Consider the following 11,860-nt stretch of genomic DNA (forward strand, 5'->3'; position numbering starts at 1 on the left):
ACCCCCGGGGGGAACCGCTGGAAACTCCTTCGTGGCACGGCCGCTGTGGCGCCACGGCCCCGGAGCGGGCGGCCCGGAGCGCCGGACCGGCGACGCCCGGCCGGCGTCCGGCGCGTCACAGGGATCCGCGGGCCCCGCGGCGCGATGCTGGTTCGTCCGGGAGCCGAGCGGGGGGCGCGGGATGCAGGTCGAGGAGTACGTGGTCGCCACGCTGGTGATCGTGGTCGCCGTGATCGGCGGCCGGCTGGTCGCGGGAGGGCTCCGGGTCCCGAGCGCGATCGTGCTGGTGCTGCTCGGCATGGCCCTGGGGGTCGTTCCGTGGATGCACTCGCTGTCGATCTCCCCCGAGGTCATCCTCCTCGTCTTCCTGCCGCCGCTGATCTACAACGCGGCGTTCTTCTCGTCGCCCCGGGACATGCGCGACCTGGTGCGGCCCATCGTCGCGATGGCGGTGGGGGTGACGCTGGCCACCGCGTTCGGCCTGGCGGCCGTCGTCCACCTGCTCATGCCCTCGGTGGGGTGGCCCGCCGCGGTCGCGCTGGGCGCGGCGATCGCTCCGACGGACGCCGTCGCGGCGTCGGCGATCCTCAGGCGGGTGGGCACGCCGCGCAGGGTCCTGACGATCCTGGAGGGCGAGTCCCTGATCAACGACGGTGTCGCGCTGACCGTGTTCAGCCTGGCCGTCACCGCGATGGCCCACCCGCTGACGCCGCAGGAGGGCCTGGTGGAGCTGGCCGTGGTCGTGGTGGGCGGCCTGCTCTACGGCGCGGCGGTCGCGGCGGTGGTGGCATGGTCGCGGACACGCATGCAGGACCCGTCGCTCCAGCTGATGGTGGTGCTGGTCACACCGTTCGCGGCGTACATCCCCGCGGAGATGGCCGGGTTCTCCGGGGTGCTGGCCGCGGTGGTCGCCGGGTTCTACCTGGGGACCCGGGGCGAGGGCCTGCTGCCGCCGCGGGTACGGGTGAACGGGCGGACGATCTGGTCGACCCTGGTGAGCCTGCTGGAATCGATGGTGTTCGTGGTGCTCGGACTCCAGCTGGACGCGGTGGTGACGGCGGTGCGCGAGCACTTCGCCTTCCTGGCGCTGGTGGGGGTCGCCCTGGCGGTGACGGCCTCGGCGGTCGTCCTGCGCATGGCCTCGATGCTGGTCGTCATCCCGGTGCAGCGGGTGGTGCCCTTCCTGAACCTGGACGTGTCCTCGTTGCGGGAGCGGATCGTCATCGGGTGGAGCGGGATGCGCGGGGCGGTGTCACTGGCCATCGCCCTGTCGCTCCCCGCCACGCTGGGCGGGGAACCCTTCACCGGCCGCGGGGCGCTGGTGTTCGTGGCGGGCGCGGTGGTGCTGGGGACGCTGGTGGGTCAGGGGATGACGCTGCCGCTGGTGCTGCGGCTTCTGGGGCTGGCCGAGGAGGGCGCCAGGCAACGGGAGTTCCTGCGGGCGGACGAGCGGATGAGCTGCGCGGCGCTGAGCAAGGTGGACGAACTCCTCCGCGAGGGGGAGCTGGACGAGAGGACCGCCGACTCCCTGCGCGGCGTGTACGTGCGACGGGTGACACAGGTGCGGGGGCTCCTCGACGCCGGCGACGGCCGGGCGCGGCAGGGGGTGGACAGCGGCAGGGCGGTGCACGCCCAGATCACGCAGGCGCGGCGGGACACGCTGGTGTCGCTGTACCGGGAGGGCGACATCGACCACGACGTGTTCCAGGAGATGAGCCGCGACCTGGACATCCGCGACACGGGGACGGGCCCGTACGGCGCGTGAGGGGGCGGGCCGGTCCCGCTGCCCGGGGGCCGGGAAAGGCCGGCCTTGGAACTCATCCGCCACTCGAATGGCACGCAGTCCCAAAGAAAACTACAAACTTTCCTTACCATTTCCATTGACGGGACGGTAAGCCAACTTTAAAGTTTCCTAACAATTAAGCGGCTCCCTCCGGGAGCCCCCTTCGTCTCCCCGCTCGACGAAAGGAGCACCCCCATGCTCAGGACTCATCGCAGCAGCCGACCCAAGGGGCGCGAAGCCGCTCTGGCCGGAACCTTCGCGGTTCTGGCCGCCGCCCTCGTGGCGGGTTTCAGCCAGATCTCCCCCGCCCCCACCGAGGCGGAGACCGTGGCCGACGGCGAATCCCTCCAGACCCAGCAGACCGACCAGTGGCTCACCGGCTACTGGCACAACTTCGAGAACGGCTCCGGGGTGATGCCGCTCTCGGAGATCCCCGGCGAGTACAACCTGGTGGCCGTCGCCTTCGCCGACAACCACGCCACCCTCGACGGCGGCATCACGTTCAACCTCGCGAGCGGTGAACTGGACGGCTACACCGACCAGCAGTTCCGCGACGACATCGCGGCCGTGCAGGCCCAGGGGCGCAAGGTCGTCATCTCCGTGGGCGGCGAGGCCGGGCACGTGGACGTCACCAACGCGACCCAGGCGCAGAACTTCGCCGACACCACCCACCAGCTGATGCAGGACTACGGCTTCGACGGGGTCGACATCGACCTGGAGCACGGCATCAACGCCGAGCACATGTCCAACGCCCTGCACGACCTGAGCGCCCAGGCGGGTGCGGGCCTGATCGTCACCATGGCGCCGCAGACCATCGACTTCCAGAGCGCCGACCGGGAGTACTACAAGCTCGCGTCGAACATCTCCGACATCCTCACCATCGTGAACATGCAGTACTACAACTCCGGGTCGATGCTCGGCTGCGACGGCCAGGTGTACAGCCAGGGCACCCCGGACTTCGTCGCCGCGCTCGCCTGCATCCAGCTGGAGATGGGCCTGACCCCGGACCAGGTCGGCCTGGGCCTGCCCGCCGTCCAGTCCGCGGCCGGAGGCGGCTACATGGCGCCCAGCCAGGTCGTGAGCGCCCTCGACTGCCTGGAGACCGGTACCAACTGCGGGTCCTTCTCCCCCGAGACCCCGTACGGTCCGATCGGCGGCGTCATGACCTGGTCGATCAACTGGGACGCGACCAGCGGCTACGCCTTCGCGGACACCATCTCGGCCCGGCTCGGCGGCTCCGGCGGCGGCGAGCCCACGGAGGAGCCCACAGACCAGCCGACGGAGGAGCCCACCGAACAGCCCGGCGACTGCACCGCCTCCGCCTGGACGTCCGGCGGCACCTACACCCAGGGCGACCGGGTGTCCCACGACGGCCGCGAGTACGAGGCCCGCTGGTGGACCCGGGGCGAGGTGCCCGGCACGACCGGCGAGTGGGGCGTCTGGACCGACGTCGGCGCCTGCTAGGCCGTGTTCCGCGGATCATTCCGGGCTCGCAACCGCCAGGCTGCCTCTCGCTGCGCCGACCACGCTTGGACAGCCAGACCCGGGCTGACCTGCGCTACTCGTCTTGCGAGAGATTGCCTGGAGGCCGCTCGCGGCGATCGGCGCAAGCGCCGAATCAACCGAAAGCATCCACGGAACACGCCCTAGGAGGCCTGCCGGAAGCGTCGCCCGTGCGACGTGGGCAAGTCCGGGCCCGATGACCTCGTACGCGTGGCCGGTGTGGACGCACACACGCGCCACACGGAGGAGATCACGGCGGAGGGGGCGGAACGCCGGTACCCGGTGTCGCGCCCCCTCGTGCGTCCCGCCCCCTCAGACGAGGGGGAGGGACCGGCGCAGGACACCGGGTGCCACACCGTCACTGGCCTCCGCGACGCGCTGCCGCTCCCGGGGCACCTCCCCGTAGAGGGTCGTGCGCTGGCGGACCGGCCGCCCGGTCGGCTCGACCATGGCGCGGATGTCGGTGATCGTCTTGAACGATCCCTGCCCCGACCCCGCCATCCGGCTGATGGTCTCCTCCATCAGGGTGCCGCCCACGTCGTTCACGCCCCCCGACAGGAGCTGACGGCAGGTGTCCTCCGCCAGCTTCACCCACGAACACTGGATGTTGTCGATGTGCCCGTGCAGCAGCAGGCGGGCCAGGGCGTGCACCGCGCGGTTCTCCCTGACCGTCGGCCCCGTGCGGGCCAGCCCGGCCAGGTAGATCGGGGAGTTGGTGTGCACGAACGGCAGCGGCACGAACTCGGTGAACCCGCGGCGCCCGTTGCGCTCCACCGACCGCTCCTGGAGCGAGCGCAGCAGCTTGATGTGCGCCACCCAGTGCCCCGGCGAGTCCACGTGGCCGTACATCATGGTGGACGTGGTCGGGATGCCCAGGTCGTGCGCGGACGTGATGACGTCCACCCACTCGCTGGTCGGCAGCTTGCCCTTGGTGAGGATCCAGCGGACCTCGTCGTCGAGGATCTCCGCGGCCGTGCCCGGGAGGGACCCCAGGCCCGCCTCCCTGGCGCGGGTCAGCCACTCGCGCACCGGCAGGTTCGTGCGCGTCGCACCGTTGACCACCTCCATCGGGCTGAACGCGTGGACGTGCATGTCCGGAACGCGCTCGCGCACGGCCGCGGCGATGTCGAAGTAGGCGGTACCGGGCAGGTCCGGGTGGATGCCGCCCTGCATGCACACCTCGGACGCCCCGGCCTTCCAGGCCTCCTCGGCCCGGTCGGCGACCTGGTCGAGCGAGAGCGTGTACGCGTCGGCGTCGGTGCGGCGCTGGGCGAACGCGCAGAACCGGCAGCCGGTGTAGCAGACGTTGGTGAAGTTGATGTTCCTGGTCACGACGTAGGTGACGTCGTCACCGACGACGTCCTGACGCACCCGGTCGGCCAGGTCGGCGAGCGCTTCGAGTTCCGGCCCGTCCGCGTGCAGCAGGGCGAGTGCCTCGTCGTCGTCCAGCCCGGCCGGGTCGGCCTCCGCGCTGCGGAGCGCCGCCGCGATGTCCGGGTCGAACCGGCGGGGCACGGCACCGTCCCTGTCCACGCCGGAGCGCAGCTCGTCCCAGTCGCCGTAGACGGCGTCGAAGTCGCTCCGGCGGTCGCCGGTGCGCCCCTCCGTGTCGATCTCCGTGTGCAGGTCGGTGCGGCCGGAGGAGACCAGGACCGCCTCGCGCTCCTGCCAGGGGCGCCCCACGATGACGGCGTCCTCACGGGCCAGCCCGGTCTCCGGGTCGGCGAGCGCGGCGACGTGCCCGGCCAGGCGGGGGTCCAGCCACGGCTCTCCCGCGCGGATGTACTCGGGGTAGACGGTGAGCCGCTCGCGCAGTGTGAACCCCTGGTCCGCCGTGCGCCCGGCCAGGTCGTCGATCTGCGGCCAGGGGCGCTCGGGGTTGACGTGGTCGGCGGTGAGCGGCGAGACACCGCCCCAGTCGTCGATGCCCGCGCGGATCATCAGCGCGTACTCGTCCACGCCCCCCGGCTGCGCCCCGATGAGGTTCGGGGGCGCCTGGATGTGCGCCTTGGGGCCCATGACCAGGCGGGTGACCGCGATCGTCGCGGCCATCTCCTCACGTTCGGCGTCGGGCCGGTGCATCATCGCGGTATCCGGTTTGGCCCGGAAGTTCTGCACGATGACCTCCTGGACGCCGCCGTAGCGGCGGGAGGCCCCGCGCATCGCGAAGACGGACTCGGCGCGGTCGGCGACCGTCTCGCCGATACCGAGGAGGATGCCGGTGGTGAAGGGGACGCTGGAGCGGCCCGCGTCCTCCAGCGCGCGCAGCCGCACCGCCGGGTCCTTGTCGGGGCTGCCGTAGTGGGCCTGGCCCTTCTCGGTGAACAGCCGGGTGGAGGTGGTCTCCAGCATCATCCCCATCGACGGGGAGACGGGTTTGAGCCGTTGGAAGTCCGCCCAGGTCAGCACCCCCGGGTTGAGGTGCGGGAGGAGACCGGTCTCCTCCAGGACCATGATCGCCATGGCCCGGACGTAGGACAGGGTGTCGTCGTAGCCGTGCGCGTCGAGCCAGTCGGCGGCCTGCTTCCACCGGTCCTCGGGCCGGTCCCCGAGGGTGATGAGCACCTCCTTGCAGCCCGTCTCCGCGCCCCTGCGGGCGATCTCCAACACCTCGTCGGGCGACATGAACGGCGATGCGAGGCGGCCGGGGACGGTCGCGAACGTGCAGTAGTGGCAGCGGTCCCGGCACAGGCGGGTCAGGGGGACGAACACCTTGCGGCTGTAGGTGATGACACCGGGGCGGCCCGCGGCCTCCAGTCCGGCGTCGCGCACCCTGCCCGCGTGTTCGAGGAGGGTCTCCAGGTCGTCGCCCCTGGCGTGCAGGAGCACCTCCGCCTCGGCGACGTCGAGTGTCTTGCCGTCCCTGGCGCGCGCCAGGGCCCTGCGCATAGCGGACGGGGACGGCGGCCGGGGGGCCGGGTCCTGTGCCGGGGCCTGGGAGGACACGGGGAAGGGGTCGTTCGCTCCACTCATAGAGCGCACCCTACGCCCAGCCCGTTTCACGCGTGCGGACGCATCGCCGCTCGCAGACGGGCGGGGGGACCCCCGCCGCCGGCCCCTCCCCCGGTCGGCGCGGGCGCGGTGCGGGCACGTCGCCTGGGCCGCACCGGGCGGCGTAGGGTCGGCAGGTGAACGAAGGAGGAGCTCCGTGCTGAGTCGGCTGCGCGGCAACCCGTGGATACGGTTGGCGCTCTTCCTGGTGGTGTGCGCGGGCGCGGGCGTCGCCCTGCACGCGAACTGGGCGCAGGCCCGCGACGCCGCCGCCGCGCTCCCCCTGTGGGTGCTCCCGGCCGCGGTCGTCGCCGGCATGGCGGGGCTGACCGCGCAGATGCTCGCCTGGCGCTCCCTGCTGGCCGGGTTGGGCTCACCCCTCCCGCGGCGGGCGGCGTCCCGCGTCATGTTCGTGGGCCAGCTCGGCAAGTACCTCCCGGGCTCGGTGTGGGCGTTCGTCGCCCAGGTCGAGCTGGCCCGGGACTGGCACGTGCCGCGCTCGCGGGGTGCCGCCGCGACCCTGCTCGCCGTCGGCGTGACGGTCGCGGTGAGCCTGGCCGTGGCTGCGGTCACCCTGCCCCTCTCGTCGGCGGAGGCGGCCCGTCGCTGGTGGTGGGCGCTCGCGCTGGCCCCGCTCCTGCTCGCCGCCCTGCACCCGCGCGTGGTCGGCTGGGGCATCCGGCTGGCCGCCCTCCCCTTCGCCCGGTTCCGGGAGGTGGCGGAGGCCGGGCCGCTCGGCCTCGGCGGGCGGGCCATGGCCGCCGCCGTGGGATGGACCCTGGTGGCGTGGGTCCCTCTGGGCGCGCACGTGTGGCTGCTGACCTGGGCCGTGGGCGGTGACGCGCTGCGCTCGCTCGGCCCGGCCGCCGGCGCGTACGCGCTGGCCTGGACCCTGGGCCTGCTGGTGGTGTTCGCCCCCGCGGGGCTGGGCGTGCGCGAGGCGGTCCTGGTGGTGGCGCTGGCCCCTGTGGTGGACGCCGGGGCCGCCCTGGTGGTGGCGGTGCTGTCCCGGTTGGTGATGACCGTCGCCGACCTGGGCTGGGCGGGGCTGTCGGTGCTGCTGTCGCCCGCGACCGCACCCGCGGCCGGGGCGCCGCACGACGGGTCGTCGCAGACCCGCTGACCCTCCGGGCCCCTCAGGCCTTGAGCAGCCGTTCGGTGTACGCCCGCCAGTAGGGTTCGGCGTCCACCGGGCGGACCCCGCCGCGCAACCGCGCCGGCTCGCCGGGGGCGTAGAACTCCCCGAGCGCGCGGGCCAGGTCGGCGGCGTCGCCCGGCTCGCACAGCAGGCCGTCGACCCCTTCGCGCACGTGGTCGGCGAGTGTTCCGGCACGGGTGGCGACGACCGGCAGCCCGTGCTCGTGGGCCAGCCACACGTTCTGGGTGGCCGTCGCGGTCCGGTACGGCAGGACGACGGCGTCGGCGGCGCCGAACAGGCCGGGGAGCTCCTCGGCGGGCACGTACCCGTCGAGGAACCGGACCCGGTCGGTGATCCCGAGTCCGGCGGCCTGCGCCGCCAGCTCGGCGGTCCCGCCCCAGAACTCCCCGGCGACGGTGAGCGTCACGTCCTGCGGAGCGCCGTCCGCCAGGGCGCGCAACAGCAGGTCGACGCCCTTGTAGGGCCGGACGATACCGAGGAAGAGCAGGTGCCGCCGTTCGCCGCCGGGGGTTCCGGCGTCCGCGGGCGCGGCTCCCCCCGTCTCGGGCAGGTGCGGCGGCATCTCGGCGACCACGGGCAGGTCCCGGCCCGCCCCCAGCAGCCCCTCCGCGAGCCGGGCCTGCTCCGGCGAGTGCGTGACCACGGCGTCGGTGCGGCGCAGCAGGGCCCGGACCAGGGACACGTCGACGGACCGCCGCTCGTGCGGCAGCACGTTGTGGCACAGGGCCACCACCCTGGGACCGCCCCGCCGGGACCGTGTCCCGGCGACGATGCCCAGGTAGGCGGGGACCTGGATCGGTGAGAACAGGGTGAGGACCACCAGGTCGGCGTCGCGCGCCAGCCGCCGCCCCGTCGCCCACCACCCGTCCGGCCGGTACCAGGCGAGGCCGTGCCGGGTGTCCGGGTAGGGCTCGCCCTCCGGGTCGGCGATGGTCTGCCGTCCCGGGTACAGGGCGGCGGGGTACTGGGCGCGCCACGACTCGATCACCGCCGGGTGGCCGAGCGCGCGCAGCCGGTGCGCGAGTTCGGTGGTGTGCCTGGCGCCGCCGCCCTTGTAGGGGTGGGCGGGGCCGACGAGGGCCACCCGGGAGGGGCCGTCCCCGGTCACGGGTTCTCCCGCGAGCGCACGATCAGGTCGGCCAGCAGGGCGATCGCCGCGATGATCAGCCCCGTCATCAGGATCATGACGGTGTTGTTGGGGATGTACAGCGGGTTGCGCACCTGGTCGAACACGAACTTGGCCGTCCCGAGGCCGAGCAGCACCAGCGCGGGCGGCATGAGGACCTTGAGCGGGTTGAAGTACATGACCATGCGCAGCACCTGGAGGATGTACCGGTAGGCGTCGCTGACGAAGTGGAACTTGGACCTGCCCGCCCGCTTCGCGTACTCGATGGGCACGTACCTCACCGGGTGCTGGTTGGACAGGAACGCCAGCGTGATGGTGGTGACGCAGGAGAACCCGGGCGGCAGCAGCCTCAGGTAGGGGCGGGCGACGTCGCGCCGGAACACGCGCAGACCGGAGTTGAGGTCGGGGATGCGCGTGTTGGTGAGCCGCTCGGCGATCTTGCGGATCATCCACTTGGCGGGGACCCTCAGCGCCTTGTGCGAACCCATCTCCTGGGTGCGGGCCCCCACGACCTGGTCCAGTTCGGGGTCGGCGTCGAGCATGGCGACGAGTTCGGGGATGCGCTCGTTGGGGTAGCTCATGTCGGCGTCCGTCCACACGACGAACTCGCCGCGCGCCCGCTGGCTGCCGATCCGGCGTACGGTGCCGGAGCCGCCGTTGTGGCCGAACGCGATGACGCGCATGTGCGGGTAGAGGGTCTGCACGTCGCGCAGGCGCTCCAGGGTGTCGTCGGTGGAGGCGTCGTCCACCGCGAGCAGTTCGTAGCCGTATCCGGAGCCGTCCATGGCCGCGCAGATCCGTTTGACCTCGTCGACGACGTGGTCTTCCTCGTTGTAGCAGGGCAGCACGACGGTGACGCGCACGGGCGGGGCGTCGGCGGTCTGCTGCGGGGTGTCGTCGCGTGTGTCGCTCATGGATTCTTCTCAGCGGGGTGCGGGCGGGCGGGGGCGGGGGCGGGCCGTCGGAGGGCCCCGGGTGTCACCCCTGTGCGGGGATCACGGTCAGCCACACGCTCTCGTCGAAGGTCCAGTGACCGGTCGGGGGTTCCATGAGAGTACTCGGATCCATCTCGGCCAGGACGTGGAAGGGCCGTTCGATCTCCTCCGTGCCACCGGTCAGGTCCTCCAGCACCTGCCAGTCGGAGGCGGCGAGGACCGCGTCGCGCCCGCGGTCGTGGATCGCGGCGACGACCCTGTCGGCGTTCTCCGGTGTCGGCTCGTTCATCGCCGCCGTGGGGACGCCGCAGACGTTCCGCAGGAGGGGCATGTAGTTTCCGGCCATGCCCGGGTCGACCACGACCACCGACGCGTCCTCCGGGAGGGACGCGCACAACTCGTGGGTGGCCGCGACCGTTCCCACGTCCTGTCTGTACCCCATGATCCCGGCGGCCGAGGTGGCCGCGGACGGGGCGAGCATCGCCACCGAGGCGCTGGCGGCGACCACCACCGGGAGGGCCTGGAGCGCCGCCCCGCCGCGGCCGGAGCCGGCGGTGACCGTGCAGTAGCGCGTGAGCCACGCCAGGAACCAGACGGCGAACAGGATGAACGCGGGGATGACCAGCACGATCAGGCGTCTGCTCGCCCACGGGTGGTCGGGGGTGATGGCGGGCCGCAGCAGTGTGGTGGTGACCGTCCACACCAGCAGCATGGCGGGCAGGAGCCACTGGGGGTCCCGGCGCAGGACGAGGCGGCGCAGCACCAGGGCGACGCCGAGGGAGGCGAGGAGGACGGTGCCCAGACCCACGTACCAGCCCACCCAGTACAGGCTCATGTCGTAGTAGGTGCGGCTGCCCTCGATGGGCCACAGCCCCTCCCGCTGTTGGACGGAGGCCACCCAGGTGTCGGTGAAGTCGCTGCCGTGCCCGTAGTCGGGCCAGAACAGGGGGCGGATCCCGAACCCGACCATGGCGAGGAGCGCGAGCGCGGCCACCGCGTGGGGAAGCCAGCGGACGCGCTCCACGTGCGGGACCCCGAACCGCCACAGGGCGGCGGTGGCCGCGACCGTGGCCGCGATGACGCCGGCGCTGATCAGCAGGAGGGGGTTGAGGGAGTCCGACAGGTACTCCAGGTAGGGCCGGGAGAGGCCGTACCCGGCGTACAGGCCCAGACCGGCGCCGAGCGCGAGTCCGCCGAGCAGGGGCAGGGCCTGTCCCCGCCGGGCGAGCAGCAGCAGGCCGACGAAGCCGATCACGGGGAGCAGGTCGCGGATCGCGTCGATCCGCACCACCAGCGCCAGGCCGAACACCAGTCCCGCCACCGCGGCGAGGGTGTGGGCGGGCGTCCACCGGTCGGTGAGGGCGGTGCGGCGCACGAGGGCGTCGTAGGCCAGGACCAGTCCGCCGACCAGCAGGATCTGGGTCAGGGGTTCGCTGTAGGTGAATCGGCTGACCCATTGCTGGGGCAGGCACACGGCCAGGACCAGGGCTCCCAGGGGGGCCCAGCGTGCGCCGACCAGGCGCGCGGTGAGACCGGCGAAGGTGAGTACGCCGAGCGCGCCGAGGACGGGCGTGGTCACGAGCATGCCGTCGAGCCCGCCCAGCCAGTAGCCGATGGAGGTGACCAGTGGCGCACCCGCCATGAACTGGGGCCAGATCGACCCGTCCCGGTCGTAGTGGGCGAGGCTCTGGTAGCTGAGCGACGGATCGTCCCCCGCCAGGAGCTCGCGCTGCTGCGGGATGGGCAGGTGACCGTTCTCCGCGATCCACACGGTGAACATGGCGTACGAGGCCGGGTCGCGGCGGATGACCAGGGCCTCGGCGTGGTAGGCGATCTGCACGGCCGCGAAACCGACCGCGATCACCGCGACGAGCACGACGGGCCACCAGGGGACCTCCTCGTCCTCGGGCGGGTCCGGGATGAGCCGCGGCACGAGCACGCAGGCCGCGATCACGGCGGGCGTCCCCAGGACGGCGGCCGCCACGGGGGTGAAGGAACCGAGGGCCAGGAGTGGGAAGGCCACCAGGAGCCAGGCCGACACGGCGATCGCGGGAAGCGCGGTGACACGGGCGAGGACCCGTCCGGGGAGCAAGCGCATGTGCCAACTCTGGCAGTTCCGGCCGGGCTACGCACACCGTGTGGTGGTGCGCGCCGGACCCTCCTGTTCCGGAGCCCCCGTACGGCGCGGGCCGCGACAACGCGGGGCCCGGCGGCCGGTGCGGGGCCTGCGCACCGGGCCGCCGGCGGCCCGGGTGGAGGGGACGCCACACCTAGTGTCCTGAGTCGTTAATTCGTCGGCAGTACGCTGCGAGGGATTCGAGGATCTCCTCGGCCGTCTTGTGCCATACGAACGGCCGGGGATC

7 protein-coding genes are annotated in these 11,860 nt (G+C 72.7%); 3 read left to right on the plus strand and 4 right to left on the minus strand.

Features of this window, described 5'->3' with window-relative positions:
* Positions 1-181: 181 nt before the first annotated feature.
* Together ACFWTE_RS28305 and ACFWTE_RS28310 are read left to right on the plus strand one after the other, a co-directional pair.
* Positions 182-1,765, plus strand: coding sequence for a Na+/H+ antiporter (locus ACFWTE_RS28305; RefSeq protein WP_378782979.1), 1,584 nt, complete (start codon positions 182-184; stop codon positions 1,763-1,765).
* 213 nt (positions 1,766-1,978) lie between these two features.
* Complete coding sequence (locus ACFWTE_RS28310; protein WP_378782973.1) at positions 1,979-3,247, plus strand: glycosyl hydrolase family 18 protein; 1,269 nt, start codon at positions 1,979-1,981, stop codon at positions 3,245-3,247.
* A gap of 351 nt (positions 3,248-3,598) precedes the next feature.
* Here ACFWTE_RS28310 and ACFWTE_RS28315 read toward each other — a convergent pair whose 3' ends face one another.
* A complete protein-coding gene (locus ACFWTE_RS28315) occupies positions 3,599-6,259 on the minus strand; it encodes a bifunctional FO biosynthesis protein CofGH (protein WP_378782974.1) in 2,661 nt (886 codons plus the stop codon).
* 175 nt (positions 6,260-6,434) lie between these two features.
* Here ACFWTE_RS28315 and ACFWTE_RS28320 point away from each other — a divergent pair, with 175 nt between their 5' ends.
* Positions 6,435-7,400 (plus strand): lysylphosphatidylglycerol synthase domain-containing protein, encoded by a 966-nt coding sequence (locus tag ACFWTE_RS28320; RefSeq protein WP_378782975.1) that lies wholly within the window; start codon positions 6,435-6,437, stop codon positions 7,398-7,400.
* A 13-nt stretch (positions 7,401-7,413) separates the two neighbouring features.
* On the opposite strand, the gene ACFWTE_RS28325 is transcribed toward ACFWTE_RS28320, so the two are convergent.
* The 3 genes from ACFWTE_RS28325 to ACFWTE_RS28335 form a co-directional block, all read right to left on the minus strand.
* Positions 7,414-8,544 carry a glycosyltransferase family 4 protein gene (locus tag ACFWTE_RS28325; RefSeq protein WP_378782976.1) on the minus strand — a complete coding sequence of 377 codons (1,131 nt, stop codon included), beginning with the start codon at positions 8,542-8,544 and terminating at the stop codon, positions 7,414-7,416.
* The gene (locus tag ACFWTE_RS28330) at positions 8,541-9,476 is read right to left on the minus strand and encodes a glycosyltransferase family 2 protein (RefSeq protein WP_378782977.1); all 936 of its coding nucleotides are present in this window, start codon (positions 9,474-9,476) and stop codon (positions 8,541-8,543) included. The genes ACFWTE_RS28325 and ACFWTE_RS28330 overlap by 4 nt, the downstream gene beginning before the upstream one ends.
* Before the next feature lie 64 nt (positions 9,477-9,540).
* Positions 9,541-11,595, minus strand: coding sequence for a hypothetical protein (locus ACFWTE_RS28335; RefSeq protein ID WP_378782978.1), 2,055 nt, complete (start codon positions 11,593-11,595; stop codon positions 9,541-9,543).
* Positions 11,596-11,860: the final 265 nt, after the last annotated feature.

It is taken from the genome of Nocardiopsis sp. NPDC058631 (assembly GCF_042716955.1).
GTDB lineage: Bacteria > Actinomycetota > Actinomycetes > Streptosporangiales > Streptosporangiaceae > Nocardiopsis.

Coding starts and splice junctions, on each gene's coding strand:
- ACFWTE_RS28315 (WP_378782974.1), bottom strand. CDS start 6,259: ATGAGTGGAGCGAACGACCCCTTCCCCGTGTCCTCCCAGGCCCCGGCA.
- ACFWTE_RS28335 (WP_378782978.1), bottom strand. CDS start 11,595: ATGCGCTTGCTCCCCGGACGGGTCCTCGCCCGTGTCACCGCGCTTCCC.
- ACFWTE_RS28305 (WP_378782979.1), top strand. CDS start 182: ATGCAGGTCGAGGAGTACGTGGTCGCCACGCTGGTGATCGTGGTCGCC.
- ACFWTE_RS28310 (WP_378782973.1), top strand. CDS start 1,979: ATGCTCAGGACTCATCGCAGCAGCCGACCCAAGGGGCGCGAAGCCGCT.
- ACFWTE_RS28330 (WP_378782977.1), bottom strand. CDS start 9,476: ATGAGCGACACACGCGACGACACCCCGCAGCAGACCGCCGACGCCCCG.